We start from the raw sequence: 25,483 nt of genomic DNA on the forward strand, positions 1-25,483 counted from the left end.
TAGCCCACAACCATTGCACATAGCAGGGCATTAACTGTACATTTCACGGATTTGCTGCCGGAACGCTATTGGGGTGCTCCCGGTTAGGCGTTTAAAAAAGCGATTGAAGTATGCCGCGTCCTCAAAACCCAACTCATCGGCAACCTGTTTAACAGATAGGTCGGTATGGAGCAGTTTACGTTTCGCCTCTACCACCAAACGGTTATGAATATGGCTGATGGCGGTTTTGCCGCTATGTTGTTTAACCACATCGTTAAGGTATCCGGGCGTAAGGTTAAGCAAGTTGGCATAAGCGGCAACATCATGTAGTTGGGTATGGTTCTCCCCTATCAGTTCCTGGAAGTTTTTGAGCAGGCAATGGTTTTGTGTTATTTTACTTTCGCCGAACTGCTCGGTATAGATCCTGCTGAGGTAAATAATAAGCACCCGCAGCCATGAAGCCAGCATTTGATTTTGCCATGTACCACCCGTCTTATATTCATCCGTCATCTTGCGCATAACATCGCTTATGTAGGCTATGTCGGCTTCGTTTAACGCCAGTTCGTGCGCGCCGGCAGGGTTTTGTATAACAGGTAATTGTCGCAGCATGCGGTTCTCTTCCAGCAGTAAAAACTCCTCGGTAAAACCCGCAATGTAACCTTTAACGGGCTTGCTCTCCTCCTTTAAATGGATCTGCTGCGGAACGGTAAAATAAAAATGCCCCGGCTTTACGGTGTACGATGTAAAGTCGATCCAATGGCGGCTATGCCCCTCTTCTACAAAAGCGAAAAAATAATAATCCTTTCGGTGAGGAAGCAGGAAAGCGTCCTCTATGATGACGTCAACCCCATTAGCCTCGTGCACCTCTATCATGGTGGGCTTGCCGCCATCAATGGTTATTAAGGGGTAACTGGTGATGATATGTTTTTCTGGTGCGGTTAGTGTGGGCACGATGACGATATTTTTGAGCAACGCCGGTTCAAGCGTCCACGCTTAAACCTAAACAATTTCAGCGTCCTACGCTGCTTCTAACGTAAGCGTGGACGTTACCCGAACGTTGCGTTAAGTGTGGACACTTAACGCAGCCGCGACTACTTACATCAACTCGCTATCATTCTTCACATGCCAGGTTTTATAGGCCATGTAATAAAGCAGCAGCGTTGGTATCACGTAAAAGAACGCGCCGTTGCGGTTAAAATCCGGGTAGGCGGCTATGATGCTATAAATAAGTAAAGCAAGGGCAACAGTACCCCCTATTAGGTATAAATAAAAAAACTTACCGGCCATATTATTTCAGCTTTTTTAGATTTTTTGTTTCGGTTGATGCAGGCGTGGTAAAACGTTTAAATATCGCCGAACCCAACGGCGGCGTTTTCACCAGCATCGAGTTATCTTTTCCGTGCCAGTATTTTTCTTCAGTAGTTATCGGGTCGAAGTTTATGAGGCCCGTCCCCCAGAATTTTTCGGCGTCCGAGTTAAATACTTCCTGCCATTGGCCGGCTGCGGGTACACCTATGCGGTAATCATGATGCACAACCGGGGTCATATTCAACACAATCACCAGATCGTTATCCCTTTCTACACCTTTACGCATGTAAACGATGACTGAATCATCCATATTGCCGGCATCTATCCACTCAAAACCGTTCCAGTCGAAGGCTTTCTCATACAGCGCAGGTTCAGATTTATAGAGTTTATTAATAGCTTTAACCGCTTCTTTAATCCCGTTGTGGCTGGTATGCTCCAGCAAATGCCAGTCTAACGATTTTTTGTAATCCCATTCCGCAACCTGCCCAAATTCGCTGCCCATAAACAGCAGTTTAGTGCCGGGGTGCGTGTACATAAAGCTGTAAAGCAGGCGCAGGTTGGCAAATTTCTGCCAATCATCGCCGGGCATTTTGTTCAGCATAGACCCTTTACCATAAACCACCTCATCGTGCGAGAACGGCAACATAAAGTTTTCCGTAAAGGCATATACCATGCTAAACGTTAGCTGGTTTTGGTGGTATTTGCGGTGAATGGGATCGTGCGCGAAATAATCCAGAGTATCGTGCATCCAGCCCATCATCCATTTCATACCAAAGCCCAGGCCGCCTGTGTAAACCGGGCGACTAACACCTTTAAACGAGGTAGATTCCTCCGCGATGGTTTGCACATCGGGGAAGTTGCTATAAACAGTGGCATTAAGTTCTTTCAGGAAAGAGATCGCCTCCAGGTTTTCGTTACCGCCAAACTCGTTAGGGTCCCACTCGCCATGGTTGCGCGAGTAATCAAGGTAAAGCATAGATGCTACGGCATCTACACGTAACCCATCTATATGGTAACGCTCCAGCCAAAACAGTGCATTGCTTATTAAAAACGCGCGGATCTCGTTACGTCCATAGTTAAATATATACGATTTCCAATCCGGGTGGAAGCCTTTTTTAAGGTCGGCATGCTCGTAAAGGTGCGTACCATCAAAGTTATAAAGCCCATGTGCATCGCCCGGAAAATGCGAAGGCACCCAGTCGAGTATCACACCGATGCCTGCTTTGTGGAACTCCTCTATCAAGAACATAAGGTCCTGCGGGGTACCGTAACGGCACGATGCCGCAAAAAAACCCGTGATCTGGTAGCCCCAACTCGGGTAATACGGGTGCTCCATTAAAGGCATAAACTCTACATGCGTAAAGCCCATTTCCTTAACGTAAGGCACCAAAGTATCTGCCAGTTGGCGATAACTCAGAAATTCTTCGGGGCTTTCGGGACTACGTGCCCACGAGCCAAGGTGCATCTCGTAAACAGAATATGGCTTATCTAAAGCGGTGTACTGGTAGCGGTTTGCCATCCAGTCCTGGTCTTTCCACTCGTAAAAGGTATCGGCAACTATCGATGCGGTACGCGGGGGCAATTCCCAACGCAAAGCAAATGGGTCGCTTTTTTCAAGGTCTTCACCCGTTGATGATTTGATGTAATATTTATAGGTTTCGCCAACACCAATGTTCGGGATAAAACCCTCCCAAACGCCTGATGCATCCCAACGGTAATTCAGCGAGTGCGAACCCTTGTTCCAGCCGTTAAAGTTACCTATTACGGCTACGTACTGCGCGTTTGGCGCCCATACCGCAAAGTAAGTACCCACAACGCCCTTATGCTCTACCACGTGCGATCCAAATTTCTCGTACAGCTTAAAGTGCTTGCCCGATTTAAAAAGGTCGATATCAAAATCGCTAAAACGGCTGTATGGCTCAACGGCTTTAACCTCGGTATTCTCGATGATCTCTAAAGTTGTTGACTTTTTTGTTACTTTTTTCGCTACCGGCGCTTCCTCCGCTTTTGGGGCGGTTGTTTTAACGGCTTTTGGCTTGGTTTCTTTTTTTGCCTTAACAGGTTTTGGTTCCGTTATTTCAGTATCGGGTTTTACAGTTTTTTTTGCCATAGTAGATAGCCGTTGGTTCGCCGGTTTAAATTAGGTAAGGGAAGTGGTAATTCCCCTGCATCCAAATATATCATTATTGAACATACAATAACCGCAGATGTTTATATAAAAACAATTACCCTTGGCTATTTAAGATTTGACCAAAAAGTGCACGCCAAAAACATACAGCCAAGCCATCTAATGGGGGTGCCTGTAAAAAATCAGCATACTCTTTTAATACATCTTTAAAATCGTTCATAGGAACAGTTTCAGTTGTACTATTCCATCGTATCTCGACATTCATTTGCCCTAATACAATTTCGACTGTCTCCTGACTAATGTTATCGTAAGGAAGTCCATTTAAGAATTTTTCAATTTCAGGTAGTGCAAATTCATTTATATTTTCAATAAATTGCAAATAAAGCAGATATGTACTTAAATTAACATATGAAGGATTGGCGTTAATATTTATTAATTCGCAGGTTTTGTAAACATGACTTCTAAAAATTTCATTAGCAAACAGAAAATTATATCGTTGGTGTATCTGGCTCATATTTCTCATGAATAAAATCGAAACCTAACAACTTAATATCCTGACTAAATATATTTTTGCCCTTCTACTGTAAAAAAAAAATTACACCTGTTTTATTAGGTATGTCAACAATATAAAGCTTACTCTCGATAGTCATTCCACTAACATCTCCCAAGTTTTCTGTTGCAAACCTGCTAAGTGCCTATTTAAATATCTCTATCTGCTTAAAGTTTTTACTGAATTTAAACTCGTAGGTTTTATCGGGATTGGAGTTGATAGTCGCAACTTCTTTTCCATCGGCCACAATTTTTGATGGGCTAAACGGCAAGCCATTCAGCTTAATATGATAGCCCTCGTAGCGTGGGGTGTATAAACCCTCCATACTTTGCTTAATGGTCATCTTGCTTGCATCACCATTTACCACAAATTTCTTCTCCAGGTAAATATCCTGCTCGTATGCAAAAGTTTCGCCGTAATCTTCAAACAGGAACGAATTCACTTCGTAATCGCTGTAGTAGATATTCAGTTTTACTTCCTCAATTTCCTTTTCGCCTGTGTATTGCATTACAGGATATTCCGGGATAACCGACCCTGCCTTCACGAAGATCGGCATAATATCCAGCGGGGTGGCAACACTCACTTCGGTGCCGCCATCTACCATCTCCAGACTCCAGAAATCGTACCACTTGCCTTTTGGCAGGTACACCTTGCGGCTTTTTTGGCCCGGCTCCAGTACAGGGCAGATCAGGATCTTATCGCCGTAAGTAAATTCATCCTGGCGGAAATGGTTTGATGCCACTTCCTGCTCCTGCATCACCACAGGCCTTAAGATAGGGAAACCGTAACGGTGGTGCTCCCAAAATGCCGAGTATAAGTATGGTAATAATTTGTAACGCAGCTCGATATATTTACGGTTGATGGCTGTAAATGGTTCGCCAAAGCTCCATGGTTCGCGTTCTTTGGTATCACCTGCAGAGTGTGCGCGCATAAACGGCGAGAAAGTACCCATCTGGATCCAGCGGGTAAACAGTTCGCCATCCGGCTCGCCGCTAAAACCGCCAATATCTGTTCCGCAGAAAGAGATACCAGATATCGAAAGCCTTTGCAGCTGGATATTACCCAGTTTCAAATGCTCCCACGATGCTACGTTATCCCCCGTCCAAACGGATGAGTAACGCTGAACGCCCGAGTAACCCGCACGGGTAATGGTGAACGGGCGCTTGTTTTTCATTTGCTTGCGCAAACCTTCGTAAGTGGCGCGTACCATTTGCATCCCGTAAACATTGTGCGCCTTACGGTGCGACCCACGATAGCCGTCATACTGGTGGCGTACATCATCCGGGAATGTACCCGACCCGAATACGGCCGGCTCGTTCATATCATTCCAAACACCGGCAACACCTGTTTCAACCAATTCGTCGAACAAGTCGCCCCACCAGGCGCGTACCTCTGGATTGGTAAAATCGGGGAACTGGCAGCGGCCCGGCCAAACGTGGCCCTCCATAAAGTAATCGTCGCAACGGCGGCAGAAATATTTCTTCTCCTTACCCTCTTTAAAAACCGAATAATTATCATCCACACGAATGCCGGGGTCAATAATAACAACCGTTTTAAACCCGTTGGCAGCCAGGTCGGCTATCATTTTTTTAGGATTAGGAAAATATTTAGGGCTCCATGTAAAACAGCGGTAACCGTCCATGTAGTCGATATCCAGGTAAATACCATCGCAAGGGATCCTGTTTTGGCGGAAACCATTGGCAATTACCCTTACCTTATTCTCTGGATAATAGCTCCAGCGGCATTGGTGGTAACCCAGCGCCCAAAGCGGCGGCATAGGGTGTGTACCGGTTAGCAGGTGGTAATTTTTTACCACGTCCATCATGTGCGGGCCGTGGATGTAGTAGTATTGCAACTCGCCTCCATCAGCCCAAAAACTCACTTTAGTTGGGTCTTCGGCGCCAAAATCGAAGTGTGCTTTAAAAGTATTATCAAAGAAAATGCCGTGGGCAATATTATCGCTTACGCTGATGTAAAACGGAATGGAGCGGTACAGCGGGTCTTGGTTAAAACCGAACGAATAGGCATCGGTGTTCCAGTTTTTTAAGCGTTTGCCACGCAGGTTAAATTCGGTAGCCTTATCGCCAAGGCCAAAAAAGCTTTCCTCATGCTCGCAGGTTTTGGTACAAAATACGTAGTAACCGCCAAACTGGGTGTTCTCTTCCCAGTGCATCGGCACCGCATCGGCACTGGTTACGTGGTCGTTCTTATCCGAAAACGAGATAAAGAAATCCTGCTTGCGGATGTGGCAATTCACCGCCGGTGTAGCAACCCTAAATTCATGCTCGTTTTCCAGCAAGGTAAACTCCACCGGCTTACTTGGCAGCTCGGGCACGGCATACGAAAATTCTTCAAGAAAAACGCTGTGTGGCGCTAAACGCACACGGATGATCTCGCTGGTCACTATGGTAACCTCTACCCTGGCATCGCCATCGGTAAAAAATATTTTGTTGCCTGATTGTTCTGCGTGGTTGGGGATGCCCAGGTACTTTTTAACAATGGGTTTTATACCATCGGCGGGGTTATTTAAGTGGTGAAACTCTTCATCTTCTTCTATCAAATCCTCCACCTGCAGCAATTTCGCCGTTAAAAGTTCCGGGTTTGGATCAGGTACGTTTTCTGCCATGTTCTATGTATTCAATATGCCGCCGGGCCTAAAAGCCCTGCCAAGCACGATTAATATATCAGCTAATTAATTTTGGTAACAGCTAATAAACGATTATTTCCTGAAATTGTAAGCCATAATTGCGCCAATTATTAGCTTTTTGCTGTCGGTTAATGTTTTTAGGAATATTTTAATAACTTAGGCTAAACAACCCAATCAGTTGCCAAATGAATAATTATTTTATCACTCAGCCTCCTTACTCCGTTAACAGGCGAAAAAATTCGCCGTTAATGAATTTTGTTAACAAGGGATTAAGGTATTTAAAAACCGGCTATAATGTACAACAGCTTGATACCAGCGTTGACATGAATACAGTTGAGCAACGGATAAACTACTATCATTTGCTTAACAACGTAATATTGAATAATATCCCTGGCGACGTGATAGAGTTAGGCACATTTACGGGCCAGTGCGCAGTGCTTTTTGAAAAGGTTATTGAGTTACGCGGGTCTGATAAAAAGCTGCATGTGTATGATACCTTTGGTGTATCGTTTAAATTTAAGGGCGATATTGAAGATAAACTTAAAGAGAATTTCGGCAACGCCGGCCTGCAGCTACCAATAATACATAAGGGTGATTTTTTTGACACGCTACCCTTGAACTTGCCCCAAAAACTATCGTTTATACATATCGACTGCGGTTTTGGCGGCGACCCACAAGCACATAAAAACGTGATGTTGCACTGCCTTGAAAGCATATACCCACTAATGGCCCCGGGTGCCGTTTGTATCTTAATGGACTATAACGACCCCGTAGAAAACGGCGTTGCCCACAATGTAGCCCCCGGCGTTAAATTAGCCTGTGATGAATTTTTAGCCGGGAAACCCGAAAAAATCGAGGTGCTGTTTGGCAACCAGTACCTGCACGCCTGTTTCCGTAAAGTTTAAAACTGCAATAATAATCCACTGCTGCTTTTTAATAAAACAGGGATGCCGCTATTTATATCGGCTGTATTTATAATATCGCCGGTTAACAGGTCTGTAAAACTTGCCCTGCCCGTAAGGCCAAATTGTGAAAGCAATTCCACAGGTATTTTTATACTGATGGCACGTTCGGTACGGTTAAAATTAGCTACAACAAGTATTTTTTGGGTGGATGTATAACGCAAATAAATGTACAGCATGGTATCAAAACCGGGCTGCTGCTCATTCGCTATCATCAGTTCGTAAAACTCGCCCCCGGTAAAGGCCTCATTGTCTTTAATGATATTGAGCAAGTTGCTGTAAAAACCACGCAGTTTTTTTTGTTCCGTAGACAAGACTCCTCCATCAAACGCGCCGTTATTCATCCATTTCTGGTGCTCGGGCACGCCCCAATAATCAAATATGGTGGTGCGGCTGTCGTCACTACTAAATCCCATTGCGCCCGCGGCAGGCTCTCCTACTTCTTGCCCGCTGTATATCATCACCGGGCCGGTTGCCAAAGTAGCGCTCACTATCATCCCCGGTATGGCGTAATTGGCATCATGCGCAAAATCTTTACCGGCTATGCGCTGCTCATCGTGGTTTTCCATAAAGCGCAGCATGTGCTGATCGATGCCTTTGCAATGATTGTTCCACACGGCGTTGATTTCCCAGGTGGATGCACCGGGTTCTGCACAGGTTAACCTGCGGATAGCATCGTATAAACCAACCTTATCGTAAAGGTAATCGAACCCGCCGTTATGGATATAATTGTTGTATTGGTTTTTATCGTAAGCTTCACCAATGAAAATCAGACCGGAATAAGCTCCCTTTAACTGCGGGATAAGCCAGGCCCAAAACTCAACAGGCACCATCTCTATCATATCGCAACGGAAACCATCTACTCCCATATCTGACCAATAGCTTAATATGTGCAGCATTTTAAGCCACAGCGGCGGGATATGGTCGAAGTAGGATTTCTTTCCATCCAGGTAATAAACACCGTAATTAAGTTTAATGGTCTCGAACCAATCATTGATGGATGGCGCAGGATTAAAAACATCGTTGCCAGTTGCCTTCGCCGGGAACTCGTCAAACTTACCATCCTTTAGCGGCGAAGTAAATTCATCGCCACCAGGGTTATAGCCACCCGGCACTACAAACGGCTGACCGGGGATATAGTAAAAATCGTTATCGGGCGAAAAGTGCAGGCTGTTGTCATCGTCTTCGCCAATATCGCTCACGCCATCGGGCTTCACGTCTGATGCGTACGTACGGGCAACGTGGTTGGGCACAAAATCGACAATAACTTTCAGCCCGTTTTTATGCGAACGGCCAACCAATTCCTTAAATTCTGAAATTCGGAACTCCGGGTTTACGGCAAGGTCTGTAGCAATATCGTAATAGTCTTTAATGGCGTACGGCGAGCCGGCGCGGCCTTTCACTACGTCGGGGTCATCGGCTTTTATGCCTTGAGCGGAATGGTCCGTCATGGTGGCATGCTCGATAACACCCGTGTACCAAACGTGGCTAAAACCCATCGCTTTGATCTCGAAAAGGGCTTTATCTGTAATATCGTTAAGTTTACCAACGCCGTTCTCTTCAACCGACCCGTAAAACTTGTTGGTAGTACTTTTATTACCGAATAATCTTGGCAGCAGTTGGTAGATTGTTAATTTATGATTGGACATCTAAATTGAATTGAAGTTTTTTTTCATTTCGGCATGATAGGCCATGGAACCTCCGATACTTGAAAAAACAAATAGAAGAGGGACGCTTAAAATAAGATCAACGGATTGATGTTGTACTAAAGTAATGGCGATGTAAAACATAAAAATAGTTATCCAAGGGATTAGCAAAGCGTAGTGGATATTACGTCTAAACCTTGAGGGAATAAAAAACCTGACGACTAAAAAACCGACGGCTACAGAAATACTCAAAATACTAATAAGAACTATCAACCCTGCAAAAAACATCACACTAAATATATAGCTCAACAAGAAAAATACACCGGTGATTATACCAATTCCTATAATTATCCATTGCAAACCTTTCATTTGGCTTTCACGGTTAGTTCGTTTTTCGCTTTTACTACAATCTCGTTATCGCAAATTTTGAGGGTAAAGTCTGTGGCTGAAAGATTGTTTACGGTTATTGTTTCTTTACTGATGCTGATGTTTAACAACACACCCCTAAACCCAACCTTAAACGACAGCGCTTCCCATTCTGCTGGTAGCAACGGATTGAATGACAGCAAGCCATCCTTAACGCGCATCCCGCCAAAACCTTCTACCACACTCATCCAGGTGCCTGCCATGGACGTGATGTGGCAGCCATCGTCGGTATCATCATTATAATCGTCGATATCCAACCTTGAGGTGCGTAGGTAAAACTGGTAGGCGCGCTCAACATCGCCCAGCTTGGCGGCTAATATCGCATGCACGCAGGGCGAGAGCGACGATTCGTGCACCGTCCGGGGTTCGTAGAAATCATAGTTCCTGCGGATGGTGTCGATGTCGTAATTATCCTCCAGAAAATATAAACCCTGCAACACATCAGCCTGCTTGATATAAACCGAGCGCAGTATCCTGTCCCAACTCCATTTTTTTACCAATGGCTGCTCAGAAGCGGCTAAATCTTTTACCAGGATCTGTTCTTTATCCAGGTAGCCGTCCTGTTGTAAAAAGATGCCCAATTTATCATCATGCCCGAAATACATCTTGTCGATGATATCCGCAAATTTTTCGCATTCCTGTTCCTCGCGAAAAGTTATCTTAGCTATAACATCTTTATATTTTGCTGTGTTGGCGTCTTTCATCTTGCCAATAGCTTCGATGGTATATTTTAAACACCACACGGCTATGGTGCTGGTATACCAGTTGTTGTTAACGTTGTTCTCATATTCGTTTGGCCCGGTTACGCCCAACATAACATATTGCTGTTTATCTGCCGACCATGTGATTCGCTGCGCCCAAAAACGCGAGATGGCTATCAGCACTTCCAGCCCGTAATCGGTTAGGTAAGTCTCATCGCCGGTATAACGCACGTAGTTAAAAATTGCGAATGCGATAGCCCCGTTGCGGTGAATCTCTTCGAAGGTAATTTCCCACTCGTTATGGCATTCGGTGCCATCCATGGTAACCATCGGGTATAGCGCCGCGCCGTCTTTAAAACCTAAAAGCTTGGCGTTATCAATAGCCTTGCCCAATTGTTTATAACGGTACAAAAGCAAATTGCGGGCAACCTTTTGATCTGCCGTGGCAAGGTAAAAAGGCACGCAATACGCCTCGGTATCCCAATAGGTAGATCCGCCGTATTTTTCGCCGGTAAAGCCTTTGGGGCCGATGTTCAACCGGTCGTCCTCACCTGTATAAGTTTGGTTAAGCTGGAATATATTAAAGCGGATACCCTGCTGCGCGGCGGCATCGCCTTCTATTATTATATCGTTGTGTTTCCACTTTTCTTCCCACGCCAAGCGCTGTTCGTTCAGCAGGGTAGCAAAATGTTTTTTGGCGACTGACTCAACTTTAGCAAGTGCATTCCGGGCAAGTTCTTCAGCGTTGTGGTTTTGCGATGATAGGTTAGCTACATACTTATACAAAGAAATAGGTTGCCCTCCCACTGCATTTACAGTTATTTCCGCGCCAATGTATTTTTCTTTTTGGATGGACTTTGATAAAAACGTTTCGGGCTTACCACCCCTGTAAAGCGAAACTTTCATAGCAGTTGCCACCTCAAAACCCGTCTTTTTGGTGCGCATCTGTACCAAGCCCGTATCATTGCTTACTTCCTTTTTAACTTCATCCCAAAACTTCTCGCCGTAGTTCGAATCCGCATTGATGATATCGCCATCGATAAAGGGTATCAATCTGATCTGGTTGGAATTATCAGTACAGGTTACCGTATAAGAGATTGCCCCCATCTCGTCATCCACAATACTACAAAAGCGGGTGCTTTCTATCCGTACCACTATACCTTTTGGGCTTTTAACCAGCGTATTTCGGTGCAGATACCCCTCCTGCATGTTTAGCTCGCGCTTAAAGTCGAGCACTTCCCATTTGGCCAGGTCGAGTTGTTCGTCACCTATCCAAACATCGATCCCTATCCAGTTGGCGGCATTAAGCACTTTCGCAAAGTATTCGGGGTAGCCGTTTTTCCACCAGCCTACCCGGGTTTTATCGGGATAATAAACGCCCGCCACATAGTTGCCCTGCAGGGTTCCGCCGCTGTATGCTTCCTCAAAATTGGCGCGCTGCCCCATACGTCCGTTGCCCAGGCTAAAAACGCTTTCGGCAACCTTGTTATACGCCGGGTCGAACCCTTCCTCGATGATCTTCCACTCGTCAACCTTAAAATATTGTTTCATGCTATAGGGGTACAGGGCAACCTGCAGATAGTTTTCGCTAAAATAAGAGAAACATAGATAAGTAGGTGTAGAAATGTAGCCTCTCCCCAGCCCTCTCCAAAGGAGAAGGAGTCGAATTTTCCTTTTCACCCTCTCTGCTGCGCAAAAAGGGTGAAGAAATTGTTTTTTTATAAAGCTCTTTTTGCGCGCAGTTAAGAGAGGACAGTCGAACATACCGATGGCGGGTGAGTAGATTGCCGATGGCCTCAACCGGCCCCTTGCCTCTTCCACCCATAATTTTTACCTTGCGTTACTATCGTATGAAAAGCAACATCTTAATTATTGGGGCAGGCGCTTCCGGTTTAATGGCTGCGCGCACCCTAAGCAATGGCGGCAAACAAGTCACGGTGCTGGAAGCACGCAACCGTACAGGTGGCCGCATCCACACTTTAAGCGACGAGTTATTTTTTAAGGATACCGAGCTTGGTGCCGAATTTATACACGGCGACCTGCCAACAACCCTAAAGCTGTTAAAAGAAGCAGGCATCGAATACCATAGCGCCAATGCCGAAATGTGGCGTTATAAAAATGGCAAGTTCGAGGAGAACAGTATGGTGATACCAGATTGGGACCTGCTCATCAAACGCCTCAACGAGCTGAAGGAAGACACCAACATCTGGGAGTTTTTGAACAAGAAATTTCCGGGAGATAAATATGAGGAACTGCGCAACTCCGTATGGAGTTATGTATCAGGATACGATACCGCCGACCCGCGAGATGCCAGCACCTTTGCCCTGCGTACAGAATGGGAGCACGAAGACATGGATGCCCAGCACAGGCTGAAGGGCGGCTATTGCAGCATGATAACCTACCTGGCTAACGAATGCAAAAGTAAGAACGGGCAAATTTACCTAAACGCGGTTGTTAACTCCATCGAATGGGAAAACGGTTGCGTTAAAGCCACTACTGACGATGGCGCCATCTACGAAGCCGGGCAACTATTGATAGCAATGCCCTTGGGCGTATTAAAGGCAGCAGAAAGAGAAAGTGGGGCGATAAGTTTTAGCCCGCCGATATTTGAACATAGTAAAGCTATACAGCAAATGGGTTTTGGTTCAGTAATAAAGCTTTTGTTTAAGTTTGATACCGCCTTTTGGCTGGATGCTAAAACGCAGAAGATGGCTGGGAAAAACGTTGATAAAATGGGCTACCTGTTCAGCGATGAAGAGATCCCGACCTGGTGGACCCAAGTACCTAACCACTCCACCGTACTTACCGGCTGGATAGGCGGCCCCGCAGCAGCTAATAAGATCAACACTCCTGATGCTGAAATTATGGAACAAGGCCTGCGATCGTTAGCTAATATTTTTAAGGTGGATCTTGTGGAAATGAAAGGAAAACTCATTGCCTACCGCATCATGAACTGGACTGCTGATCCCTTTTGCCGTGGCTCCTACGCCTACGATACTGTTGAAGCCACCGAAGCACGCAAGGTATTGAACACACCTATTGAAGATACTATCTTCTTCGCCGGCGAATACCTTTATGATGGCACAGCGATGGGTACGGTTGAGGCGGCACTCACGAGTGGGCTGGAAGTGGCAGAGAAAATATTGAAATAGGTGAATAGAGGGGTATTAAAAGCTAAAAACAACTTGTGCTTAAAAGAGCAGGGTATTAAATTGCAATAAATTAAACCTTATCAAAATTTATGGAACCTGTTGCTGAATACCTACTTGCAAAAAGATTGCCTGCACATTACTAGGGTTTGCATCTCACTGAAGTTGAGGCCGAAAGCGGCAAAATGTACGATCGCCTGTCGCCAGTTTTGATTTGGCAAGGCTACCTTTACGTGATTTACGGATATCAGGACAACCGCTACGCCTTTGTTATTGTTGCTTATAACGGTGATGGCAGTGTAGCCAGCCAATGGGAACGCAATGGCGCACGGTACATCCACAAAATCACTGTAGACACAGTGATGGAGATAGTCACATTTTGGGGCCAGGACGACAAGCCGGAAACCTTTCTGTGGCTCGATCTGAACTTAAACCGCCAGATATAACTTAGCACAAACCTTACGGTGTTTGCCCGGCCAACAGATAAAGCACTGCCATGCGGATGGCTACGCCATTCTCTACCTGGTCAAGTATGATGGATTGTTTGCTGTCGGCAACATCGCTGGTAATTTCCACACCGCGGTTTATGGGGCCGGGGTGCATTACGGTTATCTCTTTATCGAGGCTGTCCAGTATTTGTTTGTTAAGACCAAACATCATGGTGTATTCTCGCAAGCTCGGGAAATATTTAATATCCTGGCGCTCCAGCTGAATGCGCAGCATGTTGGCAACATCGCACCAATTTAAGGCTTTAATAAGGTTGTGCTCCACCTTAACCCCAAGCGAACCAATGTATTTAGGGATGAGCGTTGTTGGCCCGCAAACCATTACTTCGGCGCCTAACTGTTTAAGGCAAAGGATGTTTGACAGCGCCACGCGCGAGTGCAATATATCCCCCACTATCACCACCTTTTTACCGGCTACATCGCCATAACGTTCCCGGATAGAGAAAGCATCGAGAAGTGCCTGTGTCGGGTGCTCGTGCGCGCCATCGCCGGCGTTTACTATCTGAGCCTTTACATGTTTTTGCAGGAAGATGCCCGCCCCTGCATATGGATGGCGCATTACCACCATATCCACTTTCATGGCGAGTATATTATTGACGGTATCAATCAGGGTTTCGCCCTTGCTAACCGATGAGGAGGAAGCAGCAAAGTTCACCACATCGGCAGATAGCCTTTTTTCGGCCAGTTCAAACGAAAGGCGGGTACGGGTCGAGTTCTCGAAGAAGATATTGGCAATGGTAACATCGCGCAGCGACGGCACTTTTTTGATCGGCCTGTTCAGCACCGTTTTAAAATTATCGGCTGTTTCAAATATCAGTTCGATATCCGACCTATTTAAGTCCTTAATTCCTAACAGATGTCTTGTGCTTAATGCCATATATTATTTCGAATGTTCAATTTCGAATTTATTTCCCTTAATATTCATTTCCTTCTATCTGGAGATTGCTTCGTTCCTCGCAATGACGCCTGATTTTAAGTCCTCTCCCTCGGAGAGGATTTAGGTGAGGCTATCCGATACCAGCACAATTCTGTCTTCGCCGTCGGTTTCCTTCCAGCTCACCACTACTTTTTGCGATGCGATGGAATCTACCTCTATCCCAACATAATCTGCCGAAACTGGGATGTGGCGCGAGTATCGCCTGTCTACAAGCGCCAGCAGCTCCACCTTTTCGGGCCTGCCAAATGCCTGCATGGCATCCATAGCGGCGCGGATGGTGCGGCCTGTCCACAGCACATCATCCATCATAATTACCTTTTTACCTTCTATTATAAAATCTATCTTGGTTTGGTTGGGCACTAATGGCGAACCCTGGCGGCGAAAATCGTCGCGGTAAAAGGTAATATCCAGGTCGCCCTGTTCTATTTTATTATCCGGTAAAATCTTTCGTAATTCGTCGGCTACACGCTTAGCCAGGTATATGCCGCGTGGCTGTATGCCAATTAAAACCGAGCTCGAAAAATCATTATGGTTTTCAATCAATTGACGACATAAACGCTGAATAGTGATTTGGAATTTTTGACCGTCGAGCAGCGTTAAGTTTTGCATCGTATGGGTGGATTTGGGCAAAGATAATTTTTTTTGCTGATTTGTGGAATAGTATATTCCGTTTCACAAAATATTACCCACAAAAAAAGCCTCCCGATTAATCGGGAGGCTTTTGTATATAAACTTTAAAAGATTAAACTTCTTCGGTTTCTTCAGCAGCAGGTGCTTCAGCTTCCGGTTCTGCTTTTTTAGCGGCAGGAGCAGCAGCAGGCTTTTTAGCCGCTTTGCTTTCTGCACCTTCCATTTGCTCTTTTAACTGAGCAAGAACGCTAAGGTCACCTAAAGTTGATTTCTCTACTGATTCTTTCACTTTCTTAACCGCGTTATTAGCAGATTTTGCTTCTTTTTTACGGTTTTCGAACTCCTGAACACGGGCATCAGTACGAGCTTCTTCCCATATACGTGAGTGTGAAATTACAATACGCTTGTTTTCTTTGTTGAATTCGATGATCTTGAATTCAGCAGTTTCTTCAGCTTTTACAGATTTACCGTCTTCTCTAACCAGGTGTTTGGTTGGGCAGAAGCCTTCCACACCGTAAGGTAAAGCTACGATAGCGCCTTTATCAGTTACTTTTATCACAGTACCTTCGTGGATCGAATCGATAGTGAAGATAGTTTCAAAAGTATCCCAAGGGTTTTCTTCAAGCTGTTTGTGGCCTAAGCTTAATTTGCGGTTATCGATATCAAGCTCAAGAACTATTACGTCTAATTTTTCGCCAACCTTAGTAAATTCGTTAGGGTGGTTTACTTTTTTAGACCATGATAGGTCAGAGATGTGGATCAAGCCGTCAATACCATCTTCCAGTTCAACAAACACACCAAAGTTGGTCATGTTTTTAACTGTAGCGATGTGCTGAGTGCCGGAGGCGTATTTAGCGCCTGCGTTTTGCCATGGGTCAGGAGTCAATTGTTTGATACCTAAACTCATTTTGCGCTCGTCGCGATCTAAGGTTAATACCTGAGCTTCAACTTCGTCGCCAACTTTAAGGAATTCCTGAGGGTTACGTAAGTTTTGAGACCATGACATTTCTGACACGTGGATCAAACCTTCAACACCCGGGATAATTTCTAAGAACGCGCCGTAATCAGCAACAGTTACAATTTTACCTTTAACCTTAGAGCCGATAACCAATTCGGTATCAAGCGACTGCCAAGGATGTGGCGTAAGTTGTTTTAAACCTAAAGCGATACGTTTTTTCTCGTCATCAAAATCAAGAACAACAACGTTGATCTTCTGATCCAATGCAAGAACTTCTCTCGGATGCTCGATACGGCCCCAAGATATATCTGTAATGTGAAGTAAACCGTCAACACCACCAAGGTCAATAAATACACCAAAGTCGGTAATGTTTTTAACGGTACCTTCCAATACCTGGCCTTTTTCAAGTTTGGCCACAATTTCTGTTTTTTGGTTTTCCAAATCGTCTTCGATAAGCACTTTGTGCGATACCACAACGTTTTTAAACTCGTGGTTTATCTTAACAACTTTGAATTCCATTGTTTTACCCACATAGATATCGTAATCCCTGATAGGTTTGATATCGATCTGTGAACCTGGTAAAAAGGCTTCAACGCCCATGATATCAACAATTAAACCACCTTTAGTACGGCTTTTTACAAAACCTGTGATGATCTCATCGTTATCCAGTGCCGAATTAATACGCTCCCATGATTTTTGAGTTTTTGCACGTTTACGAGATAACACCAACTGACCGTTAGCATCTTCTTGTGATTCTACAAATACTTCAACGCTATCACCTATCTTAAGATCAGGTGTATCACGGAACTCAGAAACAGATACCAAACCGTCAGATTTAAATCCGATGTTTAATACCACATCTTTGTTATTGATGTTTACAACAATACCCGAGATAATTTCGCCTTTAGTGATAGAACTGAATGTTCCGTCGTAAAGTTTTTCTAATTGCTCGCGGTCGCTATCGCTGTAGTTACCAAATTTTTTGTCGTCTGCATCCCAGTCAAAATCTTGGTCTGGTGTTACTGCGATCTGAGATTTAATCTCTTCGATTGATATTGAATCAGCTTCTGATTCAATTGTTTCTTTTTCTGCGGTTGCCGTAACTGTACCCAGTTCAGCTTCCTTAGCTTGTAATTCTTTTTCTGCTTCTTGCTTTTTTGCCATTAATAAATTTTACTCCTTTTTCCCAACACTCGTTTGGGACTGCAAAGGTAGGTATATATTTTTTATTGGTAAAAACTTTTTTACTGATAATTATAAGGTTTCAAGCACTTTTTGGATAAAAAGCGGAACTTTTGGGTGTTTTTTCGACAGATGCAAGCTAAATACGCTGATTGTTTGCAAGATATCCCCTCCAAAGTAAAGCAAGAAACTGGTTTATTGTTCCGATGAATTAAGCTTATACGCTATCTCATCATAAATACTCATAAATAAATCCATCAGCCCGAGGCGGTAATCTAAAAGGATGGTGGTCATCTGTGCTTCCTGCTCTGGCGTAAAAGGGTTTCGCCATACCCGCATGCAAATGCGCTTGAGGGCATAAGTTATCTGCTGGATGTTTACATAGGTATTAAGGTATCGGCTGCGTTTAAACTCTGTATAAAATTTAAAGAATACCTCCGGGTTTTGCATGCCCGCAATTTGCAGGAACTCCGCTATTACATCTTCGTCGCAGCTATCCAAATGGTCGTAAAACTGGCTTACGTTTATTTCGTTGGTGGTGATGAGCAGGTTATCCAATATCAGCTCGATAGCGATATGCCCTAAAAAGAAAGGCTTAACCGGCGATCTGGTTATTACCGGCGCCAACAGGTTTTTAATATTATGGGAATGGGTGAGAAAAAACTCGGCCGAGTGGAAGTATTTATCTACCAGCAGGTGTTTGTTCCAGCCCGCTATAATTGCATTTACTTGTGGGTTTGCATGTACCAGTTTCTCGGGGTGCAGGACAATAGTTTTATCGGCATTTTTTAAAAGATCAGGCAGTACTGTACCTAAAGTAAAGTAACAGTCGTTTGTGTCTCGGTCAAAATAATAGTGCGATAAAAAATTCATAAACGGCGTTTGTACGTCTGGCGTATTTGAACAAAATACAAAAATCGGGCTAAAGCGTAAAACCTATCTACAGATATTATCATATAATGACGAAAACAGATGTGCGGATGTGCAAATTTCAAACGTGCAGATCATCAATAAAGCTGTAGGCAAGATCAAAACATTTGCATATCTGAAATCTGCACATCTGCACATTATTTATAGCTTTGCACATTCGCACATTTGCACATTTATAATATGAATTTTGTTGAAGAACTACGCTGGAGGGGCATGCTGCACGATATTATGCCCGGCACCGAAGAACTATTGAATAAAGGCATGGCGTCGGGATATATTGGGTTTGACCCTACTGCCGATTCGTTGCACGTAGGCCACCTTACCCAGATCATGACGCTGATCCACTTTCAGCGCGCGGGGCATAAACCGTATGCTTTGGTTGGCGGCGCTACCGGCATGGTGGGCGACCCGTCGGGCAAATCTGCCGAGCGTAATTTATTGAGTGAGGATGTGCTAAACCACAACCTAAAATCGGTACAGGCGCAGCTCGAGAAGTTCCTTGATTTTAACAGCGGTACCAATAGCGCCCAGATGGTTAATAATTACGATTGGTTCAAAAACATCACGTTTTTGGATTTTATCCGTGACGTAGGCAAGCACCTTACCGTTAATTATATGATGGCTAAGGATTCGGTTAAGAAACGCCTGGAGGGCGATACCGGGATGTCGTTTACAGAGTTTACTTACCAACTGGTGCAGGGTTACGATTTTTACTATTTGTGGAAACACAACAACTGTGTGCTACAAATGGGCGGCAGCGACCAGTGGGGCAATATTGTTACCGGTACAGAACTGATCCGCCGCAAGGACCAGGGGGAAGCTTTTGCCCTAACCACCCAACTAATTAAAAAGGCCGATGGCACCAAATTTGGCAAAACAGAGAGCGGCGCCGTGTGGCTTGACAAGAAGAAAACATCATCATTCGATTTCTATAAGTTTTGGTTTAATACAAGTGATGAAGATGCGAAAAGCTATATTAGAATATTTACATTATTAGAAAGACAATACATAATATATTTAGAGGAAAAACATAACCAAGAACCTAACTTAAGAATTTTACAAAAGGAATTAGCCGAGCAAATTACAGCACGAGTGCATGGATTGGACTCGTTAAGAATGATTGCCAAATCAAATCAATTCACATATAATCCCGAATTTTCATGGAGTGATTTATTTGATCTTACAGAGAAACAATTTTTAGAGGTATTTTCCAGCACTAATCTCTTTTTTATATCCGGAGAAGCATTTATTAAATACGTTTTAGAAGATAATGTTATGTATTTATTAGGCGAGATTCACAATTACGATGAACTTGGAAATTATAAAAGAATGTTTGAATCGAAAAATGAAGCAAAAAAAATGGTTCTTAATGGTGGAGTTTATATTAATAAAATTAAGATATTACTTGAAGATAGAATTTCTGACTATAAACTTTTTTTGAACAAATATTTATTTGTTCAAAAAGGTAAAAAGAATTCAGCGTTAGTGATTTTTTGTGATGATGTTGAAGAGGAACAGAATCGAATTCATTCATTATTTAACAATCCGAATATCATTTAATATTACTAGTAGCACAAAAAGGCAAGACAAGAAGAATTATTTTTTAATTGTTGTAGAATAATTTTGAGATACGACAAATTGTATTTATATTTGGATAAATGTCGTACAAAATAAAACATACAGTAAAAAACGAGGTTAATGAACCTATGGCAATCTACATTACCCAGGCATCATCAACCCCGTTTTATAATTTGTTAGGTGGCGCAAAAACTGCAACTACTTCCTCAGATTTTGACATCATTAAACTGGCGCGCCAGGGCTTTCCTAAAAAAGCTTTGCTTGCATTAGCCAAAAAGATATCCCTCAACGTCCAGGAGTTAGCCGCTATTCTGCACATTTCAGAGCGTACACTGCAACGTTACGAGGATGATGCCATCATTAAAACAGAGTATGCCGAAAAAGCCGTTGAGCTTGTTAGGCTATATACCCGCGGCGAAGAAGTATTTGGCTCGATGGATAAGTTTAAGCTTTGGATGAAAACCCCGGGCCTGATATTTAATGGCGAGGCCCCGGTTACTTTTTTAGATACATCCGCAGGGTTTGATATGGTTTTTAAAGAGCTTGGCCGTATAGAGCACGGCGTTTTCGCTTAAATGATACTCTACCGGATCTCTAACTGCAATTACATTAAGGATCTTAACGGCACCGGCGCGCGCTTATATGGTGGCCGGTGGAACAGCGAAGGAAAATCGATGGTTTACCTGGCATCATCACGGGCATTGGCAGTGCTGGAAGTATTGGTGCACCTTCCCCCTCTTTTATTGCCTGATAATTTTTGCATTGCCGAAATTGAAGCACCTGAACATAGCATCCTTACGCTCGATGTAAAAGCCCTACCTGCGAATTGGCAGGATGCATCATCGCCGGCGGAACTTAAAACGCTGGGTAACCAGTTTATTAAAGAAACCAATTACCTGATGATGAAAGTACCATCATCCGTAGTGCCCGAAGAATACAATTACTTACTCAACCCCTGGCACCCCGACATAAAAAAGGTAAGTATTGTTAGTACTCACCCTTTTAGCTTTGATGACAGGTTGCTGTAACAAGCCCCACCCCCCCCCGAGGTAGAGGCTTAAGAAACTTATTCTAAGTCTCCCCTTACGGGGAAGATTTAGAGAGGGCTCCTAAAAATCACTCAGCAATTCTAATTTCTTGTGGTTATATTCTTCCTGCGAGATCAATCCGTTCTCGAATAGGGTTTTCAGTCTTTTTAGTTTTTCGGTAAGTTCATCCTTTTTTGGCTCTTCGGCGACGGGTGGCGCTATCGGAGCAGGCGGCGGGGTTAGGGCTGCAACGGGCTGCTGTGCAACCGGCTGGAAGGCTGTTGGTGATGCATGGTCGATATTTAACGAACCCGATTCGGCACGTTTTTCTTCCAGATCGCGCAGGCGGCGGGCTTCACGTTCGGCTTCTTTACGTTCCTGGGCGTATTGGTATAGCTTGCGGGCTTGTACTTTGGGCAGGTAATCTACACCCATTTCGGTACCGATGGTGGTTTTGGCACTAAACACCGCACCGATGATCTCCTCTTTGGTAAAAACGTCAACAATATCCTTCCACACAAAATCCACAAACTTAATGGACAGGCCAAGGTTTGCCGGGGTGAAAAACAAAAGGCGTTTGTTGGTGATGGCGATACAATCCGGGAATAGGTTAACTATCGGCTTTTTTTGTACAGCTATATATATAATTTCTTCGCCGGTGGTAAGCAGATCAACCAAACGGCTGTACACTTTTTCAACGGTTTTAGGGTCTTGTTCGTCGCGTAAGAATTTATCTATCATGATATTAATGCTCTTAATTGGGGCAAAATTAATAATATTTATCGAGTAGCCTCACCATGCCCTCTCCAAACGAGAAGGTTCTGTAAAGTATTTATTAAAGGCCTTACCCAACCAGCAAATTACAGCCGCGGATATCCGAATTATCAAAACGCCCCAATACTTCAAACGAGCCATCGTCATAAACCTTACCCAGATCTTGCGTGGCAATGAAAGAGCAGGAGTTGATGTTAGCCAGGTCGATGATGTTTACGCCGCCTGTTTTACCTCCATCTATCAAAGTAAGCGGATCATTGGTATCGCGCGTGATGATGCGCATCCAGGGCGGGCAGTTAAAGATCCCCTCTCCTTTTGAATAGGCTTGCGATAAAAGTTCTGTCATGCCGTATTCTGAGTGGATAGCGTTTACACCGAAACCTGCGCAAAGCTTGCTGTGCAGTTCATCGCGGATCATCTCTTTACGGCGGCCCTTCATTCCGCCGGTTTCCATTACGATCAGTTCGGGAAAGTCTATTTTATATGTATCAACAAAATCTAACAAAGCGAACGTTACACCGATAAGCAAAGTGGGTTTACCCACTTCTTTTTGTTGTTGAAGCTTGGCATAAAGTTCTGCGTGGTTATACAGGTAAAAACCGCTATTGGCATTTGCAGATTGCGTGATCAGGTCTTGCGCCATATAAATAAGAGACGAACCTTCGCGCTCCAGGTAGGCGGGTAACAGGGCAAGCACGGTATAATGCTTTATGTCGCCATAAAACAATTGAAATGCCCGGCGAAAACTCTGTTCATACCAGCTTACATCCGTTACATGGTGGCTGCTGGTGATCATCCCCGTGGTGCCCGAGCTGGTAAAAACCACCTCATCGGGCTCAGTAGAAGTAACTATATTATGCGCTTTAAAAAACTCAACGGGCAAGAACGGGATATCTTCAAGCGACTTTATTGTAGCCGGATTTAGCTTTAAACCACTAATAAACGCCTTGTAAACGCCACAATTCGCCGCCTGATATTGGAATATCTGCAAAGCAAATTGGTTAAAACCATCCTCATTATTTATTGCGAATACCTGCTGTTTATCGGGCTTTGTCATGTTGAGGACAAAGATAGCGCGATTATGCACATGTGCGGACTGGCATTTTGCAGACGAATGTAAATAATTGCGCAAGTATCGGGTTTTGTCTGAGTTTGGGTAGCTGCACTTTTGATTTAAATAAAAAACATGATGAACACATTCAAAATTGTACCGCTGCATGCGTCTTTGGCCCGAAAAATCAGGCAAACCATGGTTGACGCTTTTAATAACCCTGTGATAGCGCAACCGGCAACCGGGCGTGGCCCGTGTCGCGTTTCATTAAAACCATTTGAAAAAGGTGTTGATACCCGGCTACTTTTCAAACATTCTCCGTTCGAACTTGAAAATGCCTACAACCAGCCCGGGCCGGTGTTTATCCAGAAAAAAGATGTAGAGGAGTATAATGACATTTACCGCTTCCCGCCCGAGATCAAAGCCGACGTTATAAGTTTTCCTCTAACACTCATCGGTTACAGCAAGGATCAAATGATGGTGCTGACTGAGCCCGTAGGTAACAAAGATGCAGACGAACTAATAGCCGAAATATTTGAACAGCGACCGGATATAGAATATTTGCACGCCCGCAATTCGAGGGCATGCTGTTATATATGTAAAATTGAGCGTGTATAATAGGCTTTGTAAGAAATACTGCAACAAATATTCCGGATTGGAGTTATAGAAACATAAATCTATAACAGACACGACAATGAAAACATTAAAATTTTTAACATTACCGCTTTTACTGAGCGCGTTTTTTATACTGGCATCTGCCAAACCTGCCGACGATAAAGGCATAGCGAAAATCAACGATGCTACTAAGGTTATTAAAGAATTCAGTAAGATGAAGGAAAGTATCCCGCATGAACTGATTGAGGAATACGAGGGCATTGTTATCATCCCCAAATTAATCAATGCGGGCTTTGGTATTGGCGGCAAACGCGGACAAGGCGTTGCCATGGTTAAATTGGCCGACGGTAAATGGAGCGACCCGGTATTTATTACCCTTACCGGTGGCAGCATCGGTTTCCAGATAGGTGTACAATCGGTTGATATGGTATTGGTGTTCCGCAACAAGGGCGTTTTAGCCAAGGTTGAAAGCGGCGACTTTACTATTGGCGGCGATGTATCGGCAGCAGCGGGACCGGTTGGCCGCAGCAGTACCGCCAGCACAGACTATAAATTACAGGCCGAAGTTTACTCTTACTCGCGCAGCAAAGGTTTATTTGCAGGGATTAGCATAAACGGATCAAACCTGGCTATCAACAAAAGCGCTAACGAAGCCTACTACGGCGAAGCAACCGCGTCTGCAGATATTTTTGCAAGGGCAGCCGATAAAACACCTGCCGTTACAAATTTAAAAGCTACTTTAAGCGCTTTGTAATTAGACGATAATATTTAATTGAAAGCCCCGACCAGATAATGGTTTGGGCTTTTTTGTTTAAGTTGAAAAACCCAACATTTTGGGAATAAGTTATAAACTGCGTCCAGTGGGTGGGCTACCAACATATCTAAGTTTTGCCCTTTCAAGTATTTGAAATACCTGTTCTTCTTCACGGTAATATAACCCAATGCTGCCTGTGTGATGGAAATAAAAAAACAGTTGATATTTGGAGGAGAAAAAGATGGGGCTATAAGGTGCAATATGATCTGTTATACAAGGCAAAATCTTCGCTAAAATAATTTTACAGTTAAGCATCTTACAAACTCCGCTGTAACCGATGGGGACTTTGGAATCGTTAAGCATTGAGAGGTATTGCTGCGTTTGCATCGATTACCTTCTAACTCATAACTGTATACGTCTGTATGAATATTCCATGTATCGAGGCAAAAATCCCACCATCCCTTGCTGTAACCAATATTGCTTCTTCTATCGGCGAAAATAATTCTGCAAACATATCGACCATCCCGGTTATTGGTTCTTCGCCGTCGGGCAAATAAATTTCTACCCTTTTTGCATCACTATCCGGGCAATAATTTAAATCAACCCAGTGGAAAGGAAAGCTTATATCAGTTACTGGTTCAATTATAAGCATTAGATAATAGGTTAAATCTGTTAAAAGTCTCTTTGTTGTTTTCTACCATACTCACCTCTTCTCAAAAGCCCTTCTCACCAACCATCCAGACAATGCCGACATCCCTCCTGCCTGGCCACCGATTAGCGCTGTTACTGCGAGCAGCAAACCCCAGTTTGGTAAATGGAAAACGTGCGCTACGCGGGTTGCCAGCATATGCTCGTTAGGGAAGCTTTTGAGTAGCGCCAGCGCTACCCATGCCAGCGAAATACCGCAGAAGCCGCACCAAAATGCCCAGCTTGATTTTTTGCCAAAAATGATGGCTGCGCCAAACGCCATAATGCAGCTTACCCACCAGGGGAACAGGTAACCGCAAATAAACGTGAGTAATAATATAACGGGGAACAACATAC

Annotated in this window: 24 protein-coding genes; 8 read left to right on the forward strand and 16 right to left on the reverse strand. The window is 44.1% G+C overall.

The annotated features are described in order from the left end of the window. Positions 1 to 30 precede the first annotated feature (30 nt). The 5 genes from ABIB39_RS16125 to ABIB39_RS16145 all read right to left on the reverse strand — a co-directional run bounded on the left by ABIB39_RS16125 (position 31) and on the right by ABIB39_RS16145 (position 6,591). Positions 31 to 930, reverse strand: a complete 900-nt coding sequence (locus ABIB39_RS16125) for a helix-turn-helix domain-containing protein (protein ID WP_354431195.1) — start codon at positions 928 to 930, stop codon at positions 31 to 33. A gap of 144 nt (positions 931 to 1,074) precedes the next feature. Next, positions 1,075 to 1,266 (reverse strand): hypothetical protein, encoded by a 192-nt coding sequence (locus ABIB39_RS16130; RefSeq protein ID WP_354431196.1) that lies wholly within the window; start codon positions 1,264 to 1,266, stop codon positions 1,075 to 1,077. Position 1,267: 1 nt separating this feature from the next. Beyond that, complete coding sequence (gene glgB / locus ABIB39_RS16135; RefSeq protein ID WP_354431197.1) at positions 1,268 to 3,397, reverse strand: 1,4-alpha-glucan branching protein GlgB; 2,130 nt, start codon at positions 3,395 to 3,397, stop codon at positions 1,268 to 1,270. Between the two features lie 115 nt (positions 3,398 to 3,512). Further along, complete coding sequence (locus ABIB39_RS16140) at positions 3,513 to 3,929, reverse strand: hypothetical protein (protein ID WP_354431198.1); 417 nt, start codon at positions 3,927 to 3,929, stop codon at positions 3,513 to 3,515. Positions 3,930 to 4,110: 181 nt separating this feature from the next. Then, a complete protein-coding gene (locus ABIB39_RS16145) occupies positions 4,111 to 6,591 on the reverse strand; it encodes a glycoside hydrolase family 31 protein (RefSeq protein ID WP_354431199.1) in 2,481 nt (826 codons plus the stop codon). A 269-nt stretch (positions 6,592 to 6,860) separates the two neighbouring features. Between ABIB39_RS16145 and ABIB39_RS16150 the strand changes: the two genes are divergently transcribed. Then, positions 6,861 to 7,517: a TylF/MycF/NovP-related O-methyltransferase gene (locus tag ABIB39_RS16150; RefSeq protein WP_354431200.1), complete on the forward strand. Its 657-nt coding sequence runs from the start codon at positions 6,861 to 6,863 to the stop codon at positions 7,515 to 7,517. Here ABIB39_RS16150 and ABIB39_RS16155 read toward each other — a convergent pair. Genes ABIB39_RS16155 through ABIB39_RS16165 form a run of 3 tightly spaced genes read right to left on the reverse strand, consistent with a single transcriptional unit; the run spans position 7,514 to position 11,898 of the window. Then, entirely contained in the window at positions 7,514 to 9,223 is a 1,710-nt protein-coding gene (locus ABIB39_RS16155) for an alpha-amylase family glycosyl hydrolase (RefSeq protein ID WP_354431201.1), read from the reverse strand. The genes ABIB39_RS16150 and ABIB39_RS16155 overlap by 4 nt on opposite strands. Beyond that, positions 9,224 to 9,589 carry a hypothetical protein gene (locus ABIB39_RS16160; protein WP_354431202.1) on the reverse strand — a complete coding sequence of 122 codons (366 nt, stop codon included), beginning with the start codon at positions 9,587 to 9,589 and terminating at the stop codon, positions 9,224 to 9,226. After that, positions 9,586 to 11,898 (reverse strand): family 65 glycosyl hydrolase domain-containing protein, encoded by a 2,313-nt coding sequence (locus ABIB39_RS16165; RefSeq protein WP_354431203.1) that lies wholly within the window; start codon positions 11,896 to 11,898, stop codon positions 9,586 to 9,588. Before ABIB39_RS16165 ends, ABIB39_RS16160 begins: the two co-directional genes overlap by 4 nt. Positions 11,899 to 12,197: 299 nt before the next feature. Here ABIB39_RS16165 and ABIB39_RS16170 point away from each other — a divergent pair, with 299 nt between their 5' ends. Next, positions 12,198 to 13,499 (forward strand): flavin monoamine oxidase family protein, encoded by a 1,302-nt coding sequence (locus ABIB39_RS16170; protein WP_354431204.1) that lies wholly within the window; start codon positions 12,198 to 12,200, stop codon positions 13,497 to 13,499. A 146-nt stretch (positions 13,500 to 13,645) separates the two neighbouring features. Beyond that, entirely contained in the window at positions 13,646 to 13,942 is a 297-nt protein-coding gene (locus ABIB39_RS16175; protein WP_354431205.1) for a hypothetical protein, read from the forward strand. Between the two features lie 13 nt (positions 13,943 to 13,955). Here ABIB39_RS16175 and ABIB39_RS16180 read toward each other — a convergent pair whose 3' ends face one another. The 4 genes from ABIB39_RS16180 to ABIB39_RS16195 all read right to left on the reverse strand — a co-directional run bounded on the left by ABIB39_RS16180 (position 13,956) and on the right by ABIB39_RS16195 (position 18,582). Continuing rightward, on the reverse strand, positions 13,956 to 14,879 hold the full coding sequence (locus ABIB39_RS16180) for an aspartate carbamoyltransferase catalytic subunit (RefSeq protein ID WP_354431206.1): 924 nt from the start codon (positions 14,877 to 14,879) through the stop codon (positions 13,956 to 13,958). Positions 14,880 to 14,999: 120 nt separating this feature from the next. Next, entirely contained in the window at positions 15,000 to 15,548 is a 549-nt protein-coding gene (pyrR, locus tag ABIB39_RS16185; RefSeq protein ID WP_354431207.1) for a bifunctional pyr operon transcriptional regulator/uracil phosphoribosyltransferase PyrR, read from the reverse strand. 133 nt (positions 15,549 to 15,681) lie between these two features. Then, positions 15,682 to 17,691: a 30S ribosomal protein S1 gene (rpsA, locus tag ABIB39_RS16190; protein WP_354431208.1), complete on the reverse strand. Its 2,010-nt coding sequence runs from the start codon at positions 17,689 to 17,691 to the stop codon at positions 15,682 to 15,684. A gap of 213 nt (positions 17,692 to 17,904) precedes the next feature. After that, positions 17,905 to 18,582, reverse strand: coding sequence for a hypothetical protein (locus ABIB39_RS16195; protein ID WP_354431209.1), 678 nt, complete (start codon positions 18,580 to 18,582; stop codon positions 17,905 to 17,907). Positions 18,583 to 18,819: 237 nt separating this feature from the next. Here ABIB39_RS16195 and tyrS point away from each other — a divergent pair, with 237 nt between their 5' ends. The 3 genes from tyrS (at position 18,820) to ABIB39_RS16210 (ending at position 21,245) form a co-directional block, all read left to right on the forward strand. Continuing rightward, positions 18,820 to 20,199, forward strand: coding sequence for a tyrosine--tRNA ligase (tyrS, locus tag ABIB39_RS16200; RefSeq protein WP_354431210.1), 1,380 nt, complete (start codon positions 18,820 to 18,822; stop codon positions 20,197 to 20,199). 98 nt (positions 20,200 to 20,297) lie between these two features. Further along, entirely contained in the window at positions 20,298 to 20,792 is a 495-nt protein-coding gene (locus ABIB39_RS16205; protein WP_354431211.1) for an Xre family toxin-antitoxin system antitoxin, read from the forward strand. Further along, positions 20,793 to 21,245, forward strand: a complete 453-nt coding sequence (locus ABIB39_RS16210; RefSeq protein WP_354431212.1) for an RES family NAD+ phosphorylase — start codon at positions 20,793 to 20,795, stop codon at positions 21,243 to 21,245. Between the two features lie 81 nt (positions 21,246 to 21,326). On the opposite strand, the gene ABIB39_RS16215 is transcribed toward ABIB39_RS16210, so the two are convergent. After that, positions 21,327 to 21,986, reverse strand: a complete 660-nt coding sequence (locus ABIB39_RS16215; RefSeq protein ID WP_354431213.1) for a PH domain-containing protein — start codon at positions 21,984 to 21,986, stop codon at positions 21,327 to 21,329. Between the two features lie 103 nt (positions 21,987 to 22,089). Next, positions 22,090 to 23,076 carry a LuxE/PaaK family acyltransferase gene (locus ABIB39_RS16220; RefSeq protein WP_354431214.1) on the reverse strand — a complete coding sequence of 329 codons (987 nt, stop codon included), beginning with the start codon at positions 23,074 to 23,076 and terminating at the stop codon, positions 22,090 to 22,092. A gap of 129 nt (positions 23,077 to 23,205) precedes the next feature. Here ABIB39_RS16220 and ABIB39_RS16225 point away from each other — a divergent pair, with 129 nt between their 5' ends. After that, a complete protein-coding gene (locus ABIB39_RS16225; RefSeq protein ID WP_354431215.1) occupies positions 23,206 to 23,688 on the forward strand; it encodes a DUF1203 domain-containing protein in 483 nt (160 codons plus the stop codon). Positions 23,689 to 23,764: 76 nt separating this feature from the next. Next, positions 23,765 to 24,439, forward strand: a complete 675-nt coding sequence (locus ABIB39_RS16230; RefSeq protein WP_354431216.1) for a lipid-binding SYLF domain-containing protein — start codon at positions 23,765 to 23,767, stop codon at positions 24,437 to 24,439. A 397-nt stretch (positions 24,440 to 24,836) separates the two neighbouring features. Here the strand turns inward: ABIB39_RS16230 and ABIB39_RS16235 are convergent, their stop codons facing one another. Both ABIB39_RS16235 and ABIB39_RS16240 read right to left on the reverse strand, forming a co-directional pair. Continuing rightward, positions 24,837 to 25,091: a hypothetical protein gene (locus ABIB39_RS16235; protein ID WP_354431217.1), complete on the reverse strand. Its 255-nt coding sequence runs from the start codon at positions 25,089 to 25,091 to the stop codon at positions 24,837 to 24,839. A 51-nt stretch (positions 25,092 to 25,142) separates the two neighbouring features. Beyond that, complete coding sequence (locus tag ABIB39_RS16240; RefSeq protein ID WP_354431218.1) at positions 25,143 to 25,481, reverse strand: hypothetical protein; 339 nt, start codon at positions 25,479 to 25,481, stop codon at positions 25,143 to 25,145. Positions 25,482 to 25,483: the final 2 nt, after the last annotated feature.

The organism is Mucilaginibacter sp. UYP27 (genome assembly GCF_040547175.1).
GTDB lineage: Bacteria > Bacteroidota > Bacteroidia > Sphingobacteriales > Sphingobacteriaceae > Mucilaginibacter.